This is a genomic window from Actinomadura scrupuli (genome assembly GCF_050971785.1).
GTDB lineage: Bacteria > Actinomycetota > Actinomycetes > Streptosporangiales > Streptosporangiaceae > Actinomadura_E > Actinomadura_E scrupuli.
Genome location: NZ_JBPCCU010000007.1, coordinates 397,811 through 421,209 on the forward strand (window position 1 = coordinate 397,811; position 23,399 = coordinate 421,209).

A 23,399-nucleotide genomic window follows, 5' to 3' on the forward strand; every position below is an offset into this window, starting at 1 on the left:
AACGAGGCACGAATGTCACGAACTGTGGGGGCCCTCTCGTCATGTGTGTATGAGAAGTCGCGGCAGGCAGGTGGTGGCGGCGGTGCCCGCGCTCTCGGCAGCTGTTGCCGGAGTCTGGGCATCCGCCGTGCCCCGCTCGTTTCATCGGCCCTTATGTTCGACACCTCGGCAGCCGAACAGGGACGAAGCGGGAGCGGAGAAGTAGATGCGTATCGCCGTCGCCGGTGGAACCGGCCAGGTGGGGAAATTCGTCGTGGACGCCGTGCGCGCCGCGGGTCACGAGCCAACGGTGATCTCGCGATCCGCCGGCGTGGACATCACGACCGGCAGCGGACTCGCCGAGGCGCTCCAGGGGACGTCGGCGGTGATCGACGTGAGCAACGTGACGACGACGAGCAGGAGAAAGTCGGTCGCCTTCTTCGAGGCCGGCACGCGCAATCTGCTCGGCGCGGGACGGGCCGCCGGCGTGTCGCACCATGTCGCGCTGTCGATCGTGGGCATCGATCGGGTCGACTTCGGTTACTACGAAGGCAAGCGACGCCAGGAGGAGCTCCTCCTGGCCGGCCCGGTCCCGGCGAGCATCCTGCGCGCGACTCAATTCCACGAGTTCGCGATACAGGTCCTGGAGCGGGGCGGCGGCCCGTTCGCGCTGGTGCCGCGAATGGCGACCCAGCCGATCGCCGCCCGTGAGGTGGCCCACGCTCTCGTCGAGCTCGCTGTGCGCGAACCGGCCGGGATGGCACCGGACCTGGCCGGACCGGAGCGGCGGGAGCTGACCGACATGGCTCGCCAGGTACTTCGAGCGCGAGGCGGCCACCGGGTCGTGGTGCCGCTTCGGCTGCCGGGCGCGGCCGGCCGGGCGATGGCCGGCGGCGCGCTGCTGCCGGCCGGACCAGGGCCTCGCGGCAAGCAGACATTCGCCCAATGGCTCGCCGGCGAGGACGTCCTCGGGGCGCGGTGAAGGCCGCCGACGGGCCGCCGCTGAAAGTCGAGACGGCGGAGCTGAGCCGAAGACGATTTTCGAGTACACGGACTGCAAAATCATCCTCTTGCCGGCCAAAAAATGCGCCGAATGTCTTCTGCTCCGCCCAAGGCGACTTAGCGTCATAGGCATGGGAGTTGCGCGACGTCAGGCACCCGATTCCGAGCTGGGCATTGCCCAGGAACAGATCATGGAATCGGCCACCCGGCTGTTCGCCTCTCTCGGCTACGACGGAACCTCGAACGAGATGATCGCAGATGCCGCCGGACTCGACCTCGCCACCGTCGAGCGGCTGGCAGGCACCAAGCGGGACATCTATCTCGCAGTGGTCGCACGTTTTCACAGGATCGCGACGGCCATGTTCGATTCGGCCTTCGCCGAGTTCACCCCCGATCGGGCGGGCGTCCTCATGCTCGCGGACCGCTACCTGGACTACTGCGTGGACCATCCAGAGGTGCCCGCGCTCTGGACACACCGCTGGCAGTCCGACGCGGCCGACATCACCGAGGTGGAACGCCTCTACTTCATGCCCCTGTTCGACCGATGCGTGGAAAGAATTCAGACCTCGCTGGACGGCGACGTGGACGTCGAGTACGCGCTGTGGACGCTCACCTGGTGCATCCACGGTTTCTGCATGGGCAGCGTCCTCAACAGCAGGGGCGAGCGCGAGGGGCCGGACAACACCGCTTTTCTCCGGCGGTTCCGCAGGCACCTGCACAAACTCGTCGGCCAGGTGTTCGAGCTGAGCCGTTGACGACGAGTACCATACGCGCCCGGTCTGTCAGCCGGCGCCGGAGCGCGCCGCGGTGACCGCCAGCGTGGTGTACGGCATCGTGAAGCCGCCCCCTATCGCGTCGATCGCGGCCCCGACGTCCGCCAGCACCTCGGCCAGCTTGTCCGCCGGGAGCCAGGTCAGGCCACCGGTCGTGGGCAGCAGATCCAGCCACTGGTCCCGGGTGTAGGACTGCTCCCAGTCGAATCGCCACTGCTCCGGGTCGCCGAACGCACCCGCCTCCCGGATCCCGTCGGCGAACTTGGCGAACATCTCCTGGTACATGTCGACGGCCTGCCCCGGCGGCTGACCGTCTCTCCCCTGCTGGACGTTGAACGGCGCGTCGGGCACCACCCTCCGGTAGACCGTGGCGAACGCCTCCGCGACGGCGGGCGGAGCCTCGAACACGTGCGAGAACGCCGCCAGCCGGCCGCCGGGCCGCAGCGCCTGCGCGGCCTTGGCGGCTCCCGCGACCGGGTCGATCCAGTGCCAGGCCGTCCCGGAGATGACCGCGTCGAATTCCCGGCTGGCGGGGTCCCAGGCTTCGAAGATCGCCACCTCGACCTCCACCCCGGTGCGCCGCGCGAACTCGGCCATACGCTCGTCGGGCTCGACGCCGAGCACCGTGCAGCCGGCCGCCTGGAACTGCCGGGCCTCTATGCCGGTGCCGCAGCCGACATCGAGGACGTCGGGCCCGGGGCTGGCGGCGACGATCCGCTCCACCAGGGCGTCGGGATACCGGGGCCGGGCCCGGTCGTAGCGTTCGGCGTCCACCCCGAACGACTCCGCCATCTGCCGGGCCCTGTGCGGTTCGTTCTCGGAAGGGCGTGAGTGCTCCTGCGGTACAGTGGGCATGCGCCCACCATAGTGGGCGTATGCCCACTCGTCCATGGGGCGGGCTTACCGAGGACGGAGAGACGCGGTGCCGACGGGGGTGCACATCCGCGACGCGCGCCGGCAACTGTTCGACGCCGCCGAGCGCATCCTGCTCCAGGACGGGCCGCACGCGCTGACCAGCCGCGCGGTCACCGCCGAGGCAGGCGTCGCCAAGGGCGTCCTGCACCGGCACTTCGCCGACTTCGACGCCTTCCTCGTCGAGCTCGTACAAGGTCGCATCGCCCGGATCGAGGAGCAGGCCGTCACCCTGCGCGGCTCCGCCGGCACCGGCACCGTCGCCGGCAACATCACCGGCGCACTGATGGAACTCTTCGACTCCGTCGCCGTGGCGATGGTCGGTCTCGTCATCTTCCGCGACGAACTGCGCGCCCGGCTGCGTCAAGCCGGACCGGCCCATGGCGTCCCAGTCCTGACGGAGGCCGGCACCATGATCGCCTCCTACCTCACCGACGAGTGCGAACTGGGCCGCATCGCGGCCGACGCAGACGTCGACTCGCTCGCGCTCTCGCTGATCGGGGCCGGGCACCTGCTGTTCGCCGGCCGAGCGGGCGTACCGCCGGAGGCCGGAGCCGTCGGCAAGGTCGTGACCACGGTCATCGCCGATGCCGTGCAACGACGGCTGCTGTGAACCGCCGGGCACCTGTCGTTACGGTGCCGGCTGCCGCGAACAGAACAATTACTAAGTGTATATATCCAAATTCATAGGGTGACGTATCGTGGTGTGCGTGTTCGTGAGCTCACCTGCGTCCGCCACCACCGGTCCTCTGCGGCCGGCGGTGCTGCTGATCATGCTCGTGTTCACGGTGCACCTCGGCCTGCCAGGGCATCCCCTCGGTGAACCGCCCGGCCAGAGGCCTTCGGTCTCGACGCCGGGCGACGGCGGGCCGGGGCCCGCCTTCCACACTCCGCACGAGACCGCCTGGGCGGCCGCCCACCCGCAACGACCGGCCGGACCCTACCCGGAGCCGACGCACGTCCGGCACGGCGAGGCCTGCCAGACCCTCAACCCCGGTCCCTCCGGCCCGGGGATGGCCGTCCGCCTCCTCAGATGCGTCTCCGGTACGACCTGCCCCGCGGCCGGGCCGGTGGCCATGGCCTCACCGGATGCGGCGGTCGCGGGCACCGCCGTGCTCATTCTGCTGTGCGTCTTACGCACCTGACAGTCAGTGAGCGCGGCCCCGACGCCGAGCTCACGTTCATCGAGGCGAGCCGAGCTCCTGGTGGTGGTACGCGCCACGAGGTGATCGACCGCGCCTGACCGGCACCTGGGCCGGCTCGCCCACACCCTTTCGCGGCGCTTCCCGCCGCCATGACCCACCACGACCCAAGCCGTCTCGGCCGAGGGCCGATGTCACCATGAAGGGCTCACATGTTCTCCGTTCTCGTGCGTCACCGGCATACCCTGCGGCGGGACGTCTCCGCCTCGCTCGTCGTCTTCCTCATCGCCCTGCCGCTGTGCGTCGGCATCGCCGTCGCCTCTGGGATGCCGGCCGAGGCCGGGCTGGTGACGGGCATCATCGGCGGCCTGCTCGTCGGTGTCCTGCCCGGCAGCAGCCTGCAGGTCAGCGGACCGGCCGCCGGACTCACCGTCCTGGTGTTCGAAGCGGTCAGGGAGTACGGCCCGGCGAACCTCGGCGTGATCGTCCTCGTCGCCGGGCTCTTGCAGCTCATCATGGGGGCGCTCAAGACGGGTCGCTGGTTCCGGGCGATATCGGCCTCGGTGGTCCACGGCATGCTGGGCGGCATCGGTGTGGTCATCATCGTCGGCCAGACGTACTCACTGCTGGGCCGGCCCGCGCACGGCAGCGGCCTGACGGGCCTGATGGGCCTGCCCGGCCTGCTCACCAGAGCCGTCAGCGAGCCTGCGGTCATGGCCTCAGCGGGACTCGGGGTCGCAACGATCATCATCATGGTGGCATGGCGCCTGGCTCCCGCTCCCCTGCAGATGATCCCCGCACCACTGGCCGCCGTGGTGCTCACCACCGGCGCCGCGGCCTTGCTGTCCGTCGACAAGATCCAGGTGAAGGGCGTCCTCGGTGTGCTGCAGCCACCCGGAGCCGGTGAGTTCGCCCGGCTGACGGAGCCGGGCGTGCTGGGCACCGTGGTCGCCCTCACCCTCATCGCCTCGGCCGAGAGCCTGTTCAGCGCGGCGGCCGTCGACCGCATGCACGACGGTCCGCGTACCGACTACGACAAGGAACTGATGGCCCAGGGGGTCGGCAACGCGGCCTGCGGGCTGCTGGGCGCCCTGCCGATGACCGCCGTCATCGTGCGCAGCGCCGCGAACGTCCAGGCCGGAGCCGCCACCAGAGCATCGCGGATCATGCACGGCGGCTGGCTCCTGCTGTTCGCCGCTCTCCTGCCGGCCGCGCTCGGGATCATCCCCGTCGCCGTACTCGCGGGCGTCCTCATTCACTGCGGCTGGAAACTCATCCCCGGGCAGGAGGTGGCCCGGCTGTGGCGGACCGAACGCGGCGAGGCCCTCGTACTCGTCCTCACCTTGGCCGCGATCGTCACGACCAACCTCCTCGAAGGCGTCCTCACCGGCCTCGTACTGGCCGTGGCGAAGACCGCCTGGGACGTCTCTCATATCCACATCGATGTCCACGAAGACCCCGGCACGCTGCGCATCCGGCTGACCGGCAACGCCACCTTCCTGCGGCTTCCCCGCATCCTTGACACCCTCGAGGCACTGCCCCACGACCGCCCGGTCGAGCTGGACCTGTCCGGACTCCGCCACCTCGACCACGCCTGCCGCACCGCGCTCCTGGCCTGGACCGCCCAGCGCGACAGCAGCGGCTCGCAGGTTCAGGTGTCCGGCGACCTCAACGCCGTGCCGGCCGCGTGAGCCGATGAGACGCCGTGCGTTGCGACAGATCACCTCCGGCCCGCGCCACGGGCGGATCCCCGGCGGCAGGGGCGGGGATGGATCTGAACCCGGGCCGGTCTGGTGCGACAATCGTCTCGCCATGACCGCCAAGCCTGTTCTCCGGGTGACCCGCTCCTCGGTTTTCGCAGCCGTCTGCGTGAGCCTGGCCATCGCGGGTCATGCCACCGTCTCGCACGCCGCCGTCGGCCCGTGGGCTCTCGGCTTCGGTTTCGCGGCGGTGCTCGCGGTGGCGTGGGTGCTGACGGGGACGGAGCGGTCCCTGGTCACCATCCTCGGTGGCCTGCTCGGCGGGCAGTTCGCCCTGCACGTACTCTTCGCGGCCGCTCAGCCGGGCGCTCCGGCCATGGATCACTCCGGCTCGCGGCCCGATCTGATGGCGGCCGAGCACGGTGGGGGCACGGCCATGACGCTGGCGCACATCGGCGCCGCGGTGGTCTCGGCCTGGTGGCTGCGGCGGGGCGAGCGGGCGGTGTGGGTACTGGCCCGTCGCACGGCGGCACTGACCGCCGCGTCGTTGCTGGGCCTGCTGGGCCTGCTGTGCCTCCTGGACCCGCCGCCGGTGAGAGCGGCGACACGCGCGGTCTCCCATGCCCGTGCTCTGGCCCGGCCGCGCATGGCCGCGTTGCGGTACTGCGTGGTCCGGCGAGGACCTCCGCTCCGTTCGACGGCGCTCGCGCTCGGCTGACGCCGCGCGCCGGGCGACCCTGCCCTTTCGTCATCGAACGGTTCGAACGGAGAAACACGTCCATGCACTCTTCTCGTCATGCCCTTGCCCGGGTGGCCGGCATCGGCGGTACCGCCGCCCTGGCCCTGCTGATGATCGCCGGCCCGGCCACCGCCCACGTCACCGCCAACCCCCGCAGCGCCGAGCAGGGCTCGTACAGCAAGATCTCGTTCCGGGTCCCCAATGAGGAGGGGACCGCCAGGAACACCAGCGTCGAGGTCGACCTGCCGCTGGACCACCCGATCGCCTCGGTGTCGGTGCGCCCGATTCCCGGCTGGACCATCAAGATCGACAAGTCCAGGCTCGCCACCCCGCTCAAGTCCGACGACGGCGAGATCACCCAGGCGGTATCCAAGATCACCTGGAGCGGCGGGTCGATCGCTCCCGGGGAGTTCCAGGAGTTCGACGTGTCCATGGGACCGCTGCCCACCGACACCGACCGCCTGGTGTTCAAGGCCCGCCAGACCTACACCGGCGGCAAGGTCGTGTCCTGGGACCAGGACCCCGGCAACGGCGGCCAGGAGCCCGAGCATCCCGCTCCGGTGCTCCGGCTGACGCCGAAGGGCAGCGGGGCCGGCACCGGCACGACCGCCCAGGTGCCCGTGGCCGACCGGACCGAGGCCGCCGAGGCCGCAGACGACGGCACCGCCCGGTTCCTGGGCGGCCTCGGGCTCGCCGTCGGCGTGATCGGTATCGCCGTCGGCGGGTTCGCGCTGGCCCGGGTGCGGCGCCGCGCATGAGAGACCGGAGTGTACGGATCGCCGTGGTCACGGCGGGGGCGGCGCTGGCCTTCGCCGCGACCACCGGGCCGGTATCCGCACACACCTCACTGAAGGCGGCCTCACCGGCGATCGGCTCGACGGTGGCACCACCGAGCACACTCGCGCTGACCTTCGCCGACCCCGTGCGGTTCCCCCAGGTCGTCCTCCTGGACGCGGCGGGCGGGCGGCACGAGTCCGGCACGGCGCGTGCCGTGGACAACGTGGTGACCCAGCCCGTCGGCGGAACGCTCGCTCCGGGTCCGTACACGGTCGGCTGGCGAGTGGTCGCCCTGGACGGGCACCCCGTCAGCGGTAAGTACCGCTTCACCGTCAAGGGCGGCACCGGCCCGGCCGGATCCGCGTCCGGACCGGTGGCGGGCCCGGCACCGAGCGGCGGTCCCCCGGCGGCGGCCCCGGCCGCCGGGTCGTCCGGCACCGGCTGGTGGTGGATCGGCCTCGCCGCCCTGCTCGCCGGAGGCTCGATCGCCGGCATCGTCATCGCCCGCCGCTCGGCCGAGCCCGGCGACGGGGCCTGACCCTTCCGCGAGGTGCGCGGCGGCCGTCGAGGGCCGCCGCGCACCTCGCGGAGCACAGGGCCGGTGGCCGATCCCGGTGACCGGCGCCACGGCATCCGCCGTGACCGCGTCCTGTCCTATCCGAACTTGACGAAGGTCGGGAAGGGGGCCGAGAAGTCTTCGGACTGCCGGGAGCCGACGGACCCCGAGAAGGAGGTGCAACTGCTGTTCGCGTACATCGTGGCGTCGGTGTCGGTGTCATCGCGCCGCTCGTCAGGCCGTCTTGGGGAAGCGGTCGGAGTGGTCGGCCTGGATCCAGCCCGGGTACTCGGGCGGCAGCGCGCTGGCGGCGTCCAGTTCGGCGAGGTCCTGCGGGGTGAGCTCCAGCTCGATGGCGGAGAGGTTCTCCAGGAGCTGCTCCGGGCGCCTGGCGCCGATGACGGTGCTGGTCACCCCCGGTTGCGCGAGCACCCAGGCGAGCGCGACCCGGGGCACGCCCACCTCGTGGCGGGCGGCCACCAGGCGCAGGGCGTCGATGACGTCGTAGGCGCGCTCCAAGTCCACCGGCGGGAACTCGAACCGGGCGCGCCGGGAGTTACCGGCCCGCGCGCCGGTCCGGTCGAACCTGCCGGACAGCAGGCCGGCGGCCAGCGGGCTCCAGACCAGCAGGCCGAGGTCCTGGTCGCGGACCAGCGGGAGGATCTCACGTTCGATGTCGCGCCCCGCGAGCGAGTAGTAGGACTGCAGGGAGCAGAACCGCGCCCATCCCCGCCGCTCGGAGACGCCCAGGGCCTTCATCATCTGCCAGGCGGTGAGGTTGGAGGCACCGACATAGCGGATCTTGCCCTGGCGTACGGCGTCGTCGAGGGCGGCCAGGGACTCCTCGAAGGGCGTGATCGGGTCGATGTTGTGGATCTGGTAGAGGTCGACGTGGTCGGTGCGGAGCCTGCGCAGGCTGTCCTCCAGCGCCCGCATGATGTGCAGCCGGGACTGGCCGACGTCGTTGGGGCCGGGGGCCACCCGCGCGGTCATCTTGGTGGCCAGCACCACGTCGCGGCGGCGTGCCCCCAGCACTTGGCCGAGGAACTCCTCCGACTCTCCCCCGCCGTACATGTCGGCGGTGTCGATGAGGTTCACCCCGTGATCGAGTGCGGTGCCCACCAGATGATCGGTCTCCGGTGGCCGCTGGTCCCTGCGCTTCCGGAGCTACCGGCACGTCAAGATCGGCGCGATCATGTCCGGCAGGTGCTGGCTCACCGTCGACGGCGCGCCCCCGCTGCGGCTGTCGGCGGGTGACTGCTACCTCCTCACGGGCGGTCGGCCGTACGAGGTCGCCAACGATCTGAGCCTCGAGCCGGACGACGGCCACGAGGTCTACCTCCGGGCGCCCAACGTCATGAGCGTGCGGTACGGCACCGCCGTCCCGGGCGAGGAGCAGACCGTCATCATCGGCGGCAGCATCACCCTCGACGACACGAGCGCGGCCCTCCTGCTCGACTGCCTGCCTCCCGCCGCGCGCATCCCCGCCGGCAGTCCCCCGGCCCGGGCCCTCCGCCCGGTGCTGGCGATGCTGGCCGACGAGACCGCGGCCGAACCGCTCGGGGCGACGGTGATGATCGGGCACCTGACCCAGATCCTGTTCATCCAGGCCCTGCGCGCCCACCTCGCCGGTGCGGACGACGTCCCGGGCTGGCTGGGTGCGCTGAAGGACCCGCAGATCGGTGCCGCGCTCGCGCTGATGCACCGGCAGGCCACCCGCCGGTGGACGGTCGCCGGCCTCGCGGCCGAGGTGGGCATGTCACGCTCCAGCTTCGCCCTGCGGTTCAAGACCCTCGTCGGGCTACCGCCGCTGGACTACCTGCTGCACTGGCGTATCCGGTCGGCGGCCGAGGCGCTGCGGGCCGGAGATCGTACGGTCTCGTCCGTCGCCACCGAGTGGGGGTACGCCTCCGAGAGCGCCTTCAGCAACGCCTTCAAACGGGTCACCGGCCGGCCGCCCGCCCGCTACCGGACCGCGGAGCCCGTCCCCCCTGCGGCCCCGCCTCTGTACGAATGACCTCCCGCCGCGCGGCCGGGGCGTAGTTCACCTGGCCGGCCGAGGGCCCTGAGACCGGTCCCAGCCGGAGAGCTGGCACGAACATGCCATGGCGCAACGACGCCAGCGGATCTTGTTGACCGGGGCGCGAGACGGATCAGATGCTGTGCCATCATCCGCTCGCCAAAGGGATCCCCTTGCTTCTAAATCCAGTCTGCAGGCGAGGGCTGATCGCCCTCGGTGCGGTCACCGCCCTGACGGTGGGGGTCACCCCGGCCGCCACCGCGGCACCCGCCGGCCCGTCCGGCCCGGTCTCGCCTCGCGGCCCCGTCACTCAACAGTCACCGGGGGCGGGCAGCACGCGCAGCGTCACCCTGATCACCGGCGACAGGGTCACGATCGACACCGCCGCCGACGGCACCGTCGTCCAGTCCGTACGAGGCCCCAACGGGAAGACCGCCGACTTCGTCCGCACCGTCGTCGACGGGGCGACCTACGTCTATCCCAACGCCGTGCTCCCCTACGTCTCCGGGGGGATACTCGACAAGCGGCTGTTCAACGTGACCAAGCTGATCGCCGACGGTTACGATGACGCGCACACCGGCAAGCTGCCGCTGATCTTCCGCTACACCGACGCCGCCGCCCGCTCCCGGAACAAGACGAGCGTGGCCGGCGCCACGGTCGTACGCCCACTCGACAGCGTGAAGGGCGCGGCCGTCACGCAGGAGCGCACGCAGGCCTCGAAGTTCTGGTCTTCGTTGACGGCGGCCCCGGCCGGTACCGCGGCCCGGCGGGGGCCGGGCGGCCCGACGTTCGCCAATGGCATCGCCAAGGTGTGGCTCGACGGCAAGGTGACGGTCGACCTGGCCGAATCGACCGCGCAGATCGGTGCGCAGAAGGTCTGGCAGGGCGGGGACACCGGGCAGGGCGTGAACGTCGCGGTGCTCGACACCGGCGTGGACGCCGAACACCCGGACCTCGCGGGGCAGGTCGCCACCACCGCCAGCTTCGTCCCATACGAGGAGGATGTCACCGACTACGTCGGCCACGGTACGCATGTGGCCTCGACGATCGCGGGCACCGGTGCCGCGTCGGACGGGAAGGAGAAGGGCGTCGCCCCCGGCGCCCGGCTGGACGTCGGCAAGGTGCTCAACAGCGAGGGCAGCGGCCAGGACTCCTGGATCATCGCGGGGATGGAGTGGGCCGCCCGGCAGAAGCACGCCAAGATCATCAGTATGAGCCTGGGCGGCGCCGGCGACGGCACCGACCCGATGAGCGAGTCGGTCAACCAGCTCAGCTCCGAGACCGGCGCGTTGTTCGTCATCGCCGCCGGCAACGGTGGCCCGCAGAGCATCGGCAGCCCGGGTGCGGCGGACTCCGCGCTCACCGTCGGCGCGGTCGACTCCGCCGACAAGCTCGCCGAGTTCTCCAGCCAGGGCCCGCGATCGGGCGACGGCGGGCTGAAGCCGGAACTCACCGCACCCGGCGTCGACATCCTCGCCGCGCGCTCCCACTTCGTCCGGGGCGGCTCGGGCTACTACACGACGATGAGCGGCACCTCGATGGCCACGCCGCACGTCGCCGGCGCCGCCGCGCTGCTGGCCGCCACGCACCCCGGCTGGACCGGCCAGCAGCTCAAGCAGGCGCTCGTCAGCAGCGTCAAGCCCACCCCGGCGTACACCCCGTACCAGGCGGGCGCAGGGCGGCTCGACGCCTTCGCGGCGGTGCACGCGACGATCTTCGCCACCGTCACCGCCTACTCCGGCTTCCACCCCTGGCCGCAGAAGCCGGGCGAGACCGAGGTCAAGCAGGTGACGTACACCAACGTCGGCGACACCGCGGTCACCCTCGACCTGGCCATCGACGCCGCCGCGGCGCCGGCCGGGCTCTTCACCCTCTCCGCCGGCCGGGTCACCGTTCCCGCGCACGGCACCGCCTCGGTCACGGAGACCGCGGAGCTGGACCGGCTGCCGGTCGATCAGCAGGTCAGCGGCATGATCAACGCCACCGACAGCTCCGGAACGGTCCGGGCGCACACCCTCATCGGCGCCGGCAGGGAAGGGCAGCGGCAGAACCTGACCGTCATCGCCAAGGACCGCTCGGGCAAGCCGCTGGCCTGCCCGGCCGACGAGTACCGGTGCCAGGTCATCATCGCCGGCAAGAACCGCTTCGCGACGATGCAGCTCGACGAGTCCGGCACCGGCACCATCCGGCTGCCCGTCGGCAGCTGGAGCGGCTGGATCGACGCCCAGGTGCAGGGGGCCAACGGGCCGCACTCGCGCGGTATGGCCAAGCTCAGCTTCAACGACATCTCGCTGGACCGGGACCGGACGGTCGTCCTGGACGCCGGTGCGGCCCGCCGGGTCGAGGCGTACGTGCCTCAGGCGGCGATCCCCGCCGCGGTACGGCTGGACGTCAGACGGTCGTGGGGCAAGAGCGGGACCGAGGGTTACAGCAGCGTCGAGAGTTCGGTCCTGCCGAACGAGTCGTACGACAGCGTGTGGGCGCTTCCCACCGGCAAGAAGGTGACCGACGGTGAGTTCGAGTTCGGTGCCCGCTTCCGGCTGGAGCAACCCGCGCTGACCGTCGCCACGAAGTCGCGTACCTACGACGACCTGCTGGTCAAGCGAGCGGCGACGCCGCTGCCGGCCGGCACCGGGAAGCTGTCGGCGGTCTTCGCCGGCGACGGCGCGGCGGCCGAGCTGGCCCGGCGCGACGTCCGCGGCAAGGCCGTGGTGGTACGGCGCAGCGACACAGTCGGGATCGGGGAGCAGGCGAAGGACGCGGCGGCCGCCGGCGCGAAGCTGCTCCTGGTCGTCAACGACGGCGTCGGCCGGCTGGGGCCGTGGGACGAGAATCCCTGGACCCCGGAGAGCCCGGCCCCGGTGACGGTGGCGACGCTCACCGCCGACGAGGGTACTGAGCTGATCGACGCGCTGCGTCGTGGAAGCGTCCCGCTGACGGTCACCTCGAACCCCACCACCGACTACCTGTACGACGTGGTGCACCACTGGGCCGGCTCGGTCCCCGTGAAACCGGCCTTCCGGTCGACGCCCCGCGACCTGGCCCGGATCGACGTCTCCTTCCGCAACTTCCGGCCGGGCAAGGCGCTGGAATTCCGCCCCGACGTCTGGCGCGGCTGGGCGGTCGGCAACATGCTCACCGCCCCCGCCCAGGGTGAGCGGACCGACTGGGTCACCGCCGAAACCAGCTGGCTGGACGACGCGATGATCCTCAGCGAGACCGGGCAGCACCTCCTCGACGTCGGCCACTACGCGGCCGGGTCGGTCAGCAGGATCCATTGGTTCGGGCCGATCCAGCGCCCGCGGATGGGTCCCATCGGCTACCTGCCGGTGCGGTACCTCGACGGGGTCTACATTCCCGTGCCCGGCTGGGGCGACTCGGGCGCAGGCCATGTGGGCGACGCGCTCGGCAACTTCGACGTCAAGGACTACGCGGCGCTCTACCAGGGTGATCAGCTGCTCAGGTGGGGCAACGCCGAGTATCTGCCGGTCACCGGGCTCGCCGCGCAGCGCCTGCCCTACCGGCTGGTGGTCGACAACGACCGGGGCTCATGGGCCCGCCCGTACTCGACCCACACGCTGACCGAGTGGAACTTCACCTCCGCGGTCACCGGGTCCGAGGCGGCGCAGACCCTGCCGCTGATCCAGCTCGACTACGGGGTGGAGACCGACACGGCGGGCCGGGCGGCCCGGCGTACCGAGCTGACGGTGGCCGCCTCGCACCTGCCCGGCGTGACGGCCGGCATCAAGAAGCTCGCCCTCGAAGTCTCCTACGACGACGGGGCGACCTGGCAGCGGACCACGCTGGTGCGCCACCAGGGCGGATCGCGGGCCACTCTCAAGGCCCCGGAGTCCGCCGCCTTCGTCACCCTCCGGGTCACCGCCGGGGACAGCGCCGGCAACGACGTCTCGCAGACGATCACCCGGGCGTTCGGCCTGCGCTGACGGCATGACGTACACCGCCGCTGGGCGGGGCCACGGCCAGTGGCCCCGCCCGGCGGCGTCCCGGGGCACAGCACATCGTCCGGCGGGCGGGCGGTGTCACCGCCCGGTCAGAGCCAGCCGCGCTCCCGGGCCTGCCAGCCCAGTTGCAGCCGCGACCGGGAGCCGGTGCGCTCCATCAGCTGCTGGACGCGGCGTGCGAGGGTGCGCCGGCTGAGCCCGAGTCGGGCCCCGGCCGCCTCGTCGGTGAGGCCGGCGACCAGCAGGGACAGCAGATGCCGGTCGTCGGCGGAGATCGCGGCCTCGGCCGCCAGATCGTCCGCCTCGGTCACCGACAGCGGGCTGGCGCGGGCCCACACGGTCTCGAAGAGCGCGACGAGCGCGTCCAGCAGTCCGCACGGGTGGACCAGCAGTGCCGCGTCGTGCGCGGGCATGGTCCAGTCCAGCGGCAGCAAGGCCAGTTCCCGGTCGGCGACCGCGAGCTTGGTCGGCAGCCCGTCGGTGATCCGGGCCTGCTCGCCGGAGCGGACGTGGGAGGCCGCGCTGGCGGCGAGCACCGCATCGGCCAGCGCCGAGCTGTCGTAGACGGCCCGGTAGGCCACGCCGGCGGCCTCGCGGTCCAGCTGGGTACGGTTCACCTCGGTGGAGGCCGCGTACGGCGGCGCCACCAGCACCCGCATCTCCTCGCGCGCCGTACGCTGCACCCGGTCGAACGCCCGGCCCACCGCGGCCGGGCCGGACACGATCTCGATCAGATCCTCGGTCCGCCGGTTGCTGACCCGGTTGTAGGCCTCCGCGGCCAGCCGGTGCGCCGCCTCACGGGTCCGTTCCAGCTCCTCCACCCGGCGCCGGATGAGCTGCTCGACCGCCAGCTCGGGCGGCACCGGCACGACCCGTTCCTGCGGTGGCGGCGTGCGGTGCACGAACCCCTCGCGCTGCAGGGCGGCGACGGCACGGCGCACCTGGGCGACGCTCAGCCCCACCCGGTCGGCGAGCTGCGCGACGGACGCCCCGCCCTGCCGGACCAGCGAGAGATACGTCGACTCCTCCGCGGCGCTCAGCCCGGCAGACCTCAGCACTTACCACCCTCCAGGCGCATTCGGGTCATGGCGCGGCCACGCTGCGGGCCCGCCATGGACACACAATACGACGGCACCCTAAACCTGGATATGGACGTGCACCGGCGACGGTCGTCGCAGGTCCGTGCGTCGCGCCGCCGGCCCGGATGCGGACACGCACGCGCAACTGAGAGGCTCGGCCGCATGAGCGCCCCCGTCCTCGTCACCGGCGGCAGCGGGTTCGTCGCCGGTCATCTGGTGAACGAACTCCTGGCCCGCGGCTACCCGGTCCGCACCAGTGTCCGCAGCCTCACGAACGCGGCCAAGGTCCAGCCGCTGGAGCGGCTCGGCAGAGCCTTCCCCGGGAGGCTCGACCTGTTCGAGGCGGACCTCATGCGGCCGGGATCCTTCGACGGCGCCATGGAGGGCTGCCGCTTCGTGTTCCACGTCGCCTCGCCCTTCCTGATGCCGGAGCAGATCCGGGACGGCCGGCGGGACGTGCTCGAGCCGGCTCTGCAGGGCACGCGCAACGTCATCGCGAGCATCGACCGCACGCCGACCGTGGAACGGCTGGTCCTCACCTCCACCGTGGGCGCCATCTTCGGCGACTACGTCGACGTCATGGACATGCCCGACCGGACCCTGACGGAGGAGTACTTCAACACCACCAGCACTCTGGAGAACAACCCGTACCACTACGCGAAGACCGTCGCGGAGCGCGAGGCGTGGGACGCCGTCCGGGCGCAGGACCGCTGGGACATGGTCGCCGTCAACCCCGGGCTCGTCCTCGGCCCGTCGCTCACCCACGCCTCGGATTCGGGAAGCCTGTTCCTGATGGACGAGCTCATGCGCGGCTACTTCTTCTATGGCGCGCCCGACTTCAGTTTCACCTTCGTCGACGTCCGGGACGTGGCGGTCGCACACGTCCGTGCCGCCGAGCTCGACCCGGCGTCCGATCGCTACATCCTCGCCCGCCCGGAGATGGTCTCCTTCGCCCAGATGTCGAACATCATCCGGGACAGGTATCCCACCAGGTTCCTGCTTCCCCGCCACAAGGTGCCCGACTGGGCGGTGCGGATCCTGGGACCCCGCTTCGGGCTCTCGCAGGACTACATCCGCAAGCACCTCGGCATCCGGTTCGCCGTCGACAATCGGCGCAGCGTCCAGGAGCTGGGCATCTCCTACCGGCCCGTGGCGGAGACGGTCCTGGACCATTACGAGTCGTGGCTGGAACGGCGGCGGGCCGGCGCGTCGTGACCGCATCAGGCAGGCGGCGTACCGCACCTATTGGCGGCGTGAACGGCTCGGCGGGGTCCGTGGCGGAGCGAGGAACGGCACGCTGCGCCGATCATTTATCTCCCGCTCTGCGGAGTGCATGAAAGCAAGGCGGAGATGTGGTCGGCGCCCATGCGCACGCCGCTAGCGGCCGAACCGTGACACGCCGGACTGCCAGCAGCTATTGCCGCAAGCTTGACATGCTCGCCCCTCATCGAGATGCTTATGGCGCACGTTTCGCTGCGGTAACGCAGCACCACAACTGGATAGAGGTGGCAGTCCTATGCACATCCGCCGAAAAGGTAAAGGGTAGGCCCGCCATGTGGACCGACCCCGCGCAGCTGGAAAAGCTGCTCTCGGTGGTCGGTCTCAAGGGACTGGGTTTTCTTCTGCTGACGTCACTTGTTGCCCTCCTGGCCGTTATGCGAATTTTCGCAATGGCGTGCAAGCACAAGGTCGCAGATGGGGAGATCCGGATCCGGTGGGTCGGCCTTCAATTGCGCTGGAAACTGACCAGCGAAGTATCCGAGGGCGATGCCCCGGATGCGAAGGAGGCCTCTGTGGCCTCCGACAAAGGCGAATCATAGGACCGAGGCCGTAGCCGAGCGGTGGCAATGCACCGCGTGAGCTTCGCGTCCGTCGCACCTGCCCGCCGTCTGGCGCAACTCCGCGGCTCCTGTTGATCAGAGAGCGCAGTTCCGCAGCCTTCGGCCGCAGTCGAGCGCGACACGAAGTCCCGCCGTGGCCAGGACACGACGAAGCGAATCATGCCATCACGGCTGACGCCCTCGTTCATATGAGCGCTAGACCCGCCGGGCTCGGCCCGGCGGGTCGCGCCTCACAGTGTTCTCAGTCGCCCATGCCGGAAGCACCGGATGCTCCATTGCGTGGCCGGCCTGTCTCTTCCGCGGCTCAGCCCAGGTAGAAGTCCCGGCGAGCGGCCACGAACGCCTCGATCGTCTGGGCGGGCACACCCGTCAGGCGTTCCACGTCATCGGACGCGCGGTCGTAACGGTTCTCCCGGTGCAGCCGGGCCATGGTGGCGATGTGCTCCTCGGTATGCGGCGGCAGACCCGCCTTCGCGAGCACCTCCGCCCGCCACCGCTCCAACGGCACATCCACATAAGACACCGCACACCCCAACGCCCGCGAGAACTCCTCAGCCATCCCCCACATATCGACCGTACGCGGCCCCGTCAGCTCGTAGACATGCCCCACGTGCGGAACCGGGTCACCGAGCACAGTGGCCACCACCCGCGCGACATCCTCCACGGCGACCGGAGACGTACGCCCCGTCCCGAACGGCAGCGCGATCGTGCCGGACTCCCGGATCGTCCGCGCCGCCAACGTCGTGAACAACGGATTGTCCAGAAACGACGTCGGCCGGACATGCACCACCGGCAGACCCGACCAGTTCAACACCTGCTCCGCCAGCCAATGCAACCGCTGCTGGAACGACTCCGCGGTACTGGTCGCGGTCATCTGCGACACCGTCATCTGCGACATCCCCACCAACCCGGCCAGCTCCCCGCACTCCCGCGCCACAGTGGCCACCACCGTCGCCGCCAGCAGGTGATCCGGCGACACGGGCATCGCGAAGTACATCCGCCCGACACCCTCCAACGCGGCCGCGACACTCTCGGGCCGCGTCAGATCCCCGACCACCACCTCCGCGCCGAGCGCACGCAACCCGGCCGCACGATCATCATCACGACGCACCAACACACGCACCGGCACCTCCTGCGCGCGCAGGAGGTCGAGGACCCTACGGCCCACCCCACCGACCCCGGCGATGAGAACAAGGTCACTCGCAGCCATCGGTCTGTCTCCTTCCGAGTAGCCGAGTATCCGAATGGAGGTGATCACGAGTGGCGGGTCAGGAGTGGACGACCACCATCTTGCCGCCGGCCTCGTTCGCGGTCGCCGACGGGGCGCGGCAGATCAGGACCTCCGTGCGGCCCGGCGGCTCCAGAGGCCGCTGATATCGCCCCAGCCCCTCGGCGCGACACGTCCGCTGCCGGATCCGGCCTCGCAGCGGAGCCGCGAGCGCCCGCGACGGGGCACCGGCCCCTGCTTCCAGCGTGACATGCCGAGGCCGGGCCCCGGCGTCACGGGTCGTCCTTCACAGCACGTCGGAGAGGAAACGTTGCAGCCGGGGGCTCTCCGGAGAGTTGAAGATCTTGGCGGGTGGTCCTGACTCGACCGCCACGCCCTGGTCCAGGAACACCACCGCGTCGGCCGCCTCCCGGGCGAAACCCATCTCGTGGGTGACCACCACCATGGTCATTCCCTCCCGGGCGAGATCGGCCATCAGGGCGAGCACGCCTTTGACGAGTTCCGGGTCCAGCGCGGAGGTCGCCTCGTCGAACAGCATGACCTGTGGCTCCATCGCCAGCGCCCGGGCGATCGCCACGCGCTGCTGCTGCCCGCCGGAGAGCTGCCCGGGCCGTGCGTCGGCCTTGCCGCCGAGTCCGACCAGGTCGAGCTGCCGGCGGGCGGCCTCGACCGCCTCATCGGCGGACAGCTTCTTGATCCTGCGCAGCGGCAGGGTGAGGTTGCGCAGAACGCTCATGTGCGGGAACAGGTTGAACTGCTGGAACACCATTCCGACCTGCTGCCGCAGCAGGTCGGGATCACGACCGAGGACGCTCACCCCGTCGAGCAGCACGTCTCCCCGGTCCGGTTCGAGCAGCCGGTTGATGGTCCGCAGGAACGTCGACTTCCCCGACCCCGAGGGACCGATCAGGCAGACGGCCTGGCCGCGCTGGACGTCCAGGTCCACCCCGCGCAGGACCTGGTTCGAGCCGAACGAGAGGTGGATGTCGCGGGTGGTGAGGCTGACCGAGGAGAACTGCGTCATCGCTGTCCCTCCCCCAGCACGGGCAGCGGGGCCGGCTCGGTCACCGATCGACGCCCCTGCCGCAACCGCTGATCAATATGGTTGACGAGATGGGTCAGTGGCACGGTGAGCATGAGGTAGAAGAGTCCGGCGAGTACCAGCGCCGACTCGTTGCCGGTGTTGGCTGCGGCGTCCTGGCCGATCCGGAACAGTTCACGCTGGCTGGCCAGCAGGCCGAGGAAGTACACCAGGCTCGAGTCCTTGACGAGGGCGATGAACTGGTTGACCAGAGCGGGGAGAACCCGTCGTACCCCCTGCGGGATGATCACCAGCAGCATCGCCGCGGGATGGGAGAAACCGAGGGCGCGGGAGGCCTCGAACTGACCGGAGTCGACGCTCTGGATTCCCGACCGGAAGATCTCCCCGATGTAGGCGGCTGCGATCAGCGAGAGCGCGAGGATGCCGAGCGGGTACGGATTGGGCCCCCAGATCTTCAGGCCCGTCGGAGCCAGGCCGACGCCGATGAGCAGGATGGTCACCGCCGCCGGGAGGCCACGGAAGATGTCGGTGTAGATCCGTGCGGGCCATCTCAGCCACCGGGTCCTGGCCATGCCCGCCACGGCGAGGAGCATGCCGAGGACGGTCCCGATGAGCCCTGAGACGGCTGACAAGATCAACGTGTTCGGCAGGCCCGTCCTGAGCATGTCGGGCAACGCCTGCCGCATGGAGTCCACGTCGAAGAACGTGTCCCACAGCGTCGTCAGTTCATCCACGCGAATTCACTGTCATTGGTCCGCATCTTCCGTGGCGTCGGCTGTTCGTGGAGCCGGAGATCAACCGGCCGGGGTGGGCTTCGCCGAGCCGGCGACCGGCGGGAAGGTGACGGTTCCAGTGCCGGGCTTGAAGTCGGCCGGAACGGGACGCCCCGGGTAGTACTGCTCCTGAAGCTTCGTCCAGGTGCCGTTCTGGATGACTTCGTCCAGTCCCTTGTTGAGGGCGGCCAGCAACTCCGGATGGTCCTTGCTCACGGCGAAGGCGGTCGGGGCGGGGCTGAGCTGCTTCTGGACGAGGACGACCTTGCCCCCGCTCTCGGTCGCGGTCTTCTCGCCGATCTCCGCGGGCGAGATCCACGCATCCGAGGTCTTGGTCTTCAGCTGGTTGAGCGCGCCGTTGTAGTCCGGCACCCGGACCGGGTTCAGGCCCTGCTTGGTGGCGTAGTCGTCCTGCACGGTCCCCTGGACGACGACGACCCGCTTGCCCTTCAGACCGTCCAGGCTCTTGATCGGTGAACCGGCCGGCACGTCGAGCCCGAAGTAGCCGAAGTCGTAGCCGTTGGTGAACTGCACGGTCTTCTTCCGGGCCTCGGTGATCGTGATCGAGGAGCTTCCGACGTCGAACTTGTGGGTGGCCACCTGGGAGAGCAGCGCCGAGAAGTCGGTCGCGGCGAACTCCACCTTGAGGCCGAGCCTGGCGGCCACCGCCGCGAGCAGATCATTGTCGAAGCCGGTGAACTTGCCGTCCTTGAGATAGACGTTGGGCGGCGCGTCGGACAGGGTGGCCACCCGAAGCGTCCCCGGCCGCAGCAGCTTGTACGGGTCGGCGGCGGACTTGGTCGAGGACGACCCGCCTCCGCAGGCGGCAACGGCGGCGGAAGCGGCTATGACGGCGACGGCGCCGGCGAGAGCCCGGAACGGGCGCATGAAGATCTCCTAGAGCAGATATGTATGACCGCCCGTCCGAGGACGGGCAGCGCAGGCAGGGGGGTACAGCGCACGAGGTGAAGGCCGGCCGCGAACCGGCGGCGCGGCACACCGGCGGCCGAGCTGAGCGGCCTGGAATCCGAACCGAAGCGACCCGGGTCAGCCGAAGATGGGACGGCAGGGCGCGCAGTACGAGCAACAGGCCGTGGTCGTGACGCGGAGCAGGTCGATGTGCCTGCGCGTCACAAGAAAGTTGGCCATGGCAAAACCCTAGCAAAAGGGTAGTTTAGACATGAAATCGACAGGCATCATGGGGCGCACCGGCCTGCCCGCCCGCCAGCGCCGACCCGCCGAACTGCGACCCGGGGTTCGCGACGCCGGGCGCTACCTGCAGGTCCTGGTGCCGGGAGAGCAGAAGTCGACCTCGGGGTAGCGCGCCGACGGCTCTTCCAGCAGGGGCTGGGGCCGCTTGCGCAGGTGCAGGTCGAAGAAGGCCCGGACGTACCTTCGGGTGATCTCCATGGAGCGGGCACCGGAGAGGTCGGCGCCGAGGTCGAAGCCGATCTGATCGGCCAGCAGGTGGTAGTCGGTGAAGGACGGGTGCACCGACCCGGCCACCACGAGCCAGCGCTTCCACCCGGTCAGGAGTCTCCAGTCACGATCCCAGGTGGGGTCCTCCCCTCCGGGGCTGTGCTGTGACTGCGTGCCCAGCAACAGGAACGGCCGCGACAGCCCTTTTTGCGGAATGGTGGCGAACATGGTGCCGTCCAGGTCGATTCCGGCGCGTACCCGGGAGTCCTTCAGCATGGCCTCGATGGTGCTCGCGCCTCCGAGGGAGCTGCCCGCCATCGCGATCCGGGACGGGTCGATCAGGATGCCGCTCTTCCATTTCGGGTGTGGCCCGGTCAGCTCGTCGAGCACGAATGAGACGTCGGCCGCCCGGCTCTCCACCGCCTTCTCACCGAAATCGTCAGTGGTGATCTCGCATGCGCCGCAGGTGGTGACCCGCCCGTCGGGGAAGGTCATGGCGAAATTCTCGTACGTGTGGTCGATGCCGGCCACCACATAGCCTCTGCTCGCCAGGTCCTCGGCCAGGCCCGTGAGCGAGCTCCGGGGATCGGTGAACCCGGGAGAGAGCACCACGAGGGGCAGACGGTGCCTGCCTCCGACCGGTTTCGCGTCACTGAGCGCGTGGGTGCGCGTCCTGCTCAGCACATCGGACGGCACACCGGTCACCCCCTTGCCCTCCAGGATGAGCTGCGACTCCTTGGGCGTCACATAGTGCGCCCGCCGCCCGCCCCGCGACCTCGCCGGGTACCACAGGGAGACCATGAGCTCCCTGGCCTTCGCCTCGGGCACCCAGGGGTCAGGGCGAGAGACGTCCTTCAGATACAGCGAGGTGGTGCCGACCGGATGGGGACCGGTCGGCTCGGGCAGATACGGCGCGCTCGCCGGGGCAGTGGAGGCAGGTGCGGACGCGGACACCGGAGAGGCGGGCGCGGACGCGCAGGCCGCGGACACCATGAGGGCGAGGAGCCCGGCGACGGCGGCAGGTCCACCACGCGGGAACCGATTGCGCGGCGTCGGCCTTCCGGCCCTGATGAGGCCGGCCAGGCCGATGACCCGGCCCGGCCGGATGTTCGGACGGCCCCCGGTCACAGGCGGGCGGGCGCCGTAACGCTCGGTCAGACCCTCGGCATGCGGGATGGGATGGGAACGTTCATATGGCATGGGCTCATCCTGTGAGCCCATGCCTGTGCCGGCACCGGCCGAAAGCACGGTTCGCACCCTTTTCGACCGTACTTTTGACCGGTTCCGACGGCGGCAGGGCTTCGTGGCCGGCCTGCGGCTACGCGCGGGCCCGGCGCTGGTTGCTCTCCTCGGTCAGGTCCGCGAGCAGCGGACCGTGCCGCACGAGCAGCCGTTCCAGCTCGACCATCGTGCACGCCTCGACCATCGTGTAGGCATAGCCGATCAGCGCCCCGCAGCGACGCACGCTGAAGCAATCCCGCCCGCCGAGCCGGACGGCCTCGACGTCCCAGTCATCTGGCGCCGTCCCCCGCTGCCCCATACGGCTGGCATGTCCGGGCCGCCGGAAAGAAAAACCTGTCCTCACGCCAAGACAGATCGAGATCGCAGCCGGCGGACGGCGCCGACGCCGACGCCGCACCCCACAGGGTGTTCGGCCGGTCAGAACCGGTCAGAAGCCGAAGTGGCTTAGTCCTGGATGGTCATCCGGGCGCCGCCCGAGCGGCCAGTGGAATTCACGGTCCGACTCCTCGATGGGAAGGTCGTTGATGCTCGCGTGCCTCGCGACCATCAGCCCCTGCTCATTGAATTCCCAATTCTCGTTGCCGTAGGAGCGGACCCAGTTTCCGGAGTCGTCGCGGGCCTCGTAGGCGAAACGGACGGCGATACGGTTGCCGTTGAAGCACCAAAGCTCCTTGATGAGCCGGTACTCGAGCTCCCGCGTCCATTTGCGGATGAGAAACGCGATGATCTCGTCGCGTCCGTCGATGAACTCCGAGCGGTTCCTCCAGTGGCAGTCCGGCGTGTAGCCTGCAGCCACCTTTTCGGGGTCTCTGGTGTTCCAGGAGTCCTCCGCCAGGCGAACCTTCCGGATGGCGGTCTCGCGAGTGAACGGTGGGAGCGGAGCGTGTTCCATCAGATCATCCCCTTGACATTCTGATTGCGCACTGCCGGTTCGCCCCGGCCGCTGCTCCGACGCGCAAATCGCCTTTACCGCATCTCCTCACGCTATGGCGTTCGGTGGGTCCGGGCGCTGCGCCGACATGCGGGTTCACGCAATCTTTTGGTCAACCGCCCCTCGACGTGTCCGGTCAGGAGGGGTGAACACCGGCGACGGCGGCGAGGACCTGTCGCGCCGGCCGTCGCGACAGGTCCTCGCCGCGCTGGTGTGGCGATACGGCAACAAGCACCCCGTTCTGTCCGCCTCTTCTGATAGGACATGTTCCGTTCTGATCAC

General features: G+C 70.2%; 21 protein-coding genes and 2 pseudogenes. 13 read left to right on the top strand and 10 right to left on the bottom strand.

From position 1 onward, the window contains the following. Positions 1-205 precede the first annotated feature (205 nt). Together ACRYCC_RS30170 and ACRYCC_RS30175 are read left to right on the top strand one after the other, a co-directional pair. Positions 206-961 carry an SDR family oxidoreductase gene (locus ACRYCC_RS30170; RefSeq protein WP_433817117.1) on the top strand — a complete coding sequence of 252 codons (756 nt, stop codon included), beginning with the start codon at positions 206-208 and terminating at the stop codon, positions 959-961. A gap of 151 nt (positions 962-1,112) precedes the next feature. After that, complete coding sequence (locus ACRYCC_RS30175) at positions 1,113-1,736, top strand: TetR/AcrR family transcriptional regulator (RefSeq protein WP_433817118.1); 624 nt, start codon at positions 1,113-1,115, stop codon at positions 1,734-1,736. Positions 1,737-1,763: 27 nt separating this feature from the next. Here ACRYCC_RS30175 and ACRYCC_RS30180 read toward each other — a convergent pair whose 3' ends face one another. Beyond that, positions 1,764-2,609 (bottom strand): class I SAM-dependent methyltransferase, encoded by an 846-nt coding sequence (locus tag ACRYCC_RS30180; protein ID WP_433817119.1) that lies wholly within the window; start codon positions 2,607-2,609, stop codon positions 1,764-1,766. A 67-nt stretch (positions 2,610-2,676) separates the two neighbouring features. On the opposite strand from ACRYCC_RS30180, the gene ACRYCC_RS30185 reads away from it, so the two are divergent. From ACRYCC_RS30185 to ACRYCC_RS30210, 6 genes are all read left to right on the top strand, one after another. Further along, positions 2,677-3,279: a TetR/AcrR family transcriptional regulator gene (locus ACRYCC_RS30185; protein WP_433817120.1), complete on the top strand. Its 603-nt coding sequence runs from the start codon at positions 2,677-2,679 to the stop codon at positions 3,277-3,279. A 97-nt stretch (positions 3,280-3,376) separates the two neighbouring features. Beyond that, a complete protein-coding gene (locus ACRYCC_RS30190; protein ID WP_433817121.1) occupies positions 3,377-3,811 on the top strand; it encodes a hypothetical protein in 435 nt (144 codons plus the stop codon). A gap of 209 nt (positions 3,812-4,020) precedes the next feature. Beyond that, complete coding sequence (locus ACRYCC_RS30195; protein ID WP_433817122.1) at positions 4,021-5,499, top strand: SulP family inorganic anion transporter; 1,479 nt, start codon at positions 4,021-4,023, stop codon at positions 5,497-5,499. 121 nt (positions 5,500-5,620) lie between these two features. Beyond that, the gene (locus ACRYCC_RS30200; RefSeq protein WP_433817123.1) at positions 5,621-6,226 is read left to right on the top strand and encodes a hypothetical protein; all 606 of its coding nucleotides are present in this window, start codon (positions 5,621-5,623) and stop codon (positions 6,224-6,226) included. Positions 6,227-6,288: 62 nt separating this feature from the next. Further along, a complete protein-coding gene (locus ACRYCC_RS30205) occupies positions 6,289-7,005 on the top strand; it encodes a YcnI family copper-binding membrane protein (protein WP_433817124.1) in 717 nt (238 codons plus the stop codon). Then, positions 7,002-7,562 (top strand): copper resistance CopC family protein, encoded by a 561-nt coding sequence (locus ACRYCC_RS30210; RefSeq protein WP_433817125.1) that lies wholly within the window; start codon positions 7,002-7,004, stop codon positions 7,560-7,562. Before ACRYCC_RS30205 ends, ACRYCC_RS30210 begins: the two co-directional genes overlap by 4 nt. 252 nt (positions 7,563-7,814) lie before the next feature. On the opposite strand, the pseudogene ACRYCC_RS30215 reads toward ACRYCC_RS30210, so the two are convergent. After that, positions 7,815-8,708, bottom strand: a pseudogene (locus ACRYCC_RS30215) (aldo/keto reductase); the annotation flags it as partial. Positions 8,709-8,730: 22 nt separating this feature from the next. Between ACRYCC_RS30215 and ACRYCC_RS30220 the strand changes: the two are divergent. The 3 genes and pseudogenes from ACRYCC_RS30220 to ACRYCC_RS30230 form a co-directional block, all read left to right on the top strand. Continuing rightward, positions 8,731-9,198 (top strand): annotated as a pseudogene (locus ACRYCC_RS30220) (cupin domain-containing protein); the annotation flags it as partial. 81 nt (positions 9,199-9,279) lie between these two features. Beyond that, a complete protein-coding gene (locus ACRYCC_RS30225; RefSeq protein WP_433817219.1) occupies positions 9,280-9,597 on the top strand; it encodes a helix-turn-helix transcriptional regulator in 318 nt (105 codons plus the stop codon). Positions 9,598-9,773: 176 nt separating this feature from the next. After that, positions 9,774-13,544: a S8 family serine peptidase gene (locus ACRYCC_RS30230; protein WP_433817126.1), complete on the top strand. Its 3,771-nt coding sequence runs from the start codon at positions 9,774-9,776 to the stop codon at positions 13,542-13,544. 107 nt (positions 13,545-13,651) lie between these two features. Here ACRYCC_RS30230 and ACRYCC_RS30235 read toward each other — a convergent pair whose 3' ends face one another. Continuing rightward, positions 13,652-14,620 carry a helix-turn-helix domain-containing protein gene (locus ACRYCC_RS30235; RefSeq protein ID WP_433817127.1) on the bottom strand — a complete coding sequence of 323 codons (969 nt, stop codon included), beginning with the start codon at positions 14,618-14,620 and terminating at the stop codon, positions 13,652-13,654. A 183-nt stretch (positions 14,621-14,803) separates the two neighbouring features. Here ACRYCC_RS30235 and ACRYCC_RS30240 point away from each other — a divergent pair, with 183 nt between their 5' ends. Both ACRYCC_RS30240 and ACRYCC_RS30245 read left to right on the top strand, forming a co-directional pair. Next, positions 14,804-15,856: an NAD-dependent epimerase/dehydratase family protein gene (locus ACRYCC_RS30240; RefSeq protein ID WP_433817128.1), complete on the top strand. Its 1,053-nt coding sequence runs from the start codon at positions 14,804-14,806 to the stop codon at positions 15,854-15,856. Positions 15,857-16,194: 338 nt separating this feature from the next. Next, positions 16,195-16,461 carry a hypothetical protein gene (locus tag ACRYCC_RS30245; protein ID WP_433817129.1) on the top strand — a complete coding sequence of 89 codons (267 nt, stop codon included), beginning with the start codon at positions 16,195-16,197 and terminating at the stop codon, positions 16,459-16,461. Between the two features lie 325 nt (positions 16,462-16,786). Here the strand turns inward: ACRYCC_RS30245 and ACRYCC_RS30250 are convergent, their stop codons facing one another. From ACRYCC_RS30250 to ACRYCC_RS30280, 7 genes are all read right to left on the bottom strand, one after another. After that, complete coding sequence (locus tag ACRYCC_RS30250) at positions 16,787-17,692, bottom strand: NAD(P)H-binding protein (protein WP_433817130.1); 906 nt, start codon at positions 17,690-17,692, stop codon at positions 16,787-16,789. A 304-nt stretch (positions 17,693-17,996) separates the two neighbouring features. Beyond that, the gene (locus ACRYCC_RS30255; protein WP_433817131.1) at positions 17,997-18,734 is read right to left on the bottom strand and encodes an amino acid ABC transporter ATP-binding protein; all 738 of its coding nucleotides are present in this window, start codon (positions 18,732-18,734) and stop codon (positions 17,997-17,999) included. Beyond that, positions 18,731-19,486: an amino acid ABC transporter permease gene (locus tag ACRYCC_RS30260; RefSeq protein ID WP_433817132.1), complete on the bottom strand. Its 756-nt coding sequence runs from the start codon at positions 19,484-19,486 to the stop codon at positions 18,731-18,733. Before ACRYCC_RS30260 ends, ACRYCC_RS30255 begins: the two co-directional genes overlap by 4 nt. Before the next feature lie 60 nt (positions 19,487-19,546). After that, on the bottom strand, positions 19,547-20,413 hold the full coding sequence (locus ACRYCC_RS30265) for an ABC transporter substrate-binding protein (protein WP_433817133.1): 867 nt from the start codon (positions 20,411-20,413) through the stop codon (positions 19,547-19,549). A gap of 384 nt (positions 20,414-20,797) precedes the next feature. Then, on the bottom strand, positions 20,798-22,144 hold the full coding sequence (locus tag ACRYCC_RS30270) for an alpha/beta hydrolase family protein (protein ID WP_433817134.1): 1,347 nt from the start codon (positions 22,142-22,144) through the stop codon (positions 20,798-20,800). A 118-nt stretch (positions 22,145-22,262) separates the two neighbouring features. Beyond that, positions 22,263-22,484 (bottom strand): hypothetical protein, encoded by a 222-nt coding sequence (locus ACRYCC_RS30275; protein ID WP_433817135.1) that lies wholly within the window; start codon positions 22,482-22,484, stop codon positions 22,263-22,265. Between the two features lie 129 nt (positions 22,485-22,613). After that, positions 22,614-23,078 (bottom strand): nuclear transport factor 2 family protein, encoded by a 465-nt coding sequence (locus ACRYCC_RS30280; RefSeq protein WP_433817136.1) that lies wholly within the window; start codon positions 23,076-23,078, stop codon positions 22,614-22,616. Positions 23,079-23,399: the final 321 nt, after the last annotated feature.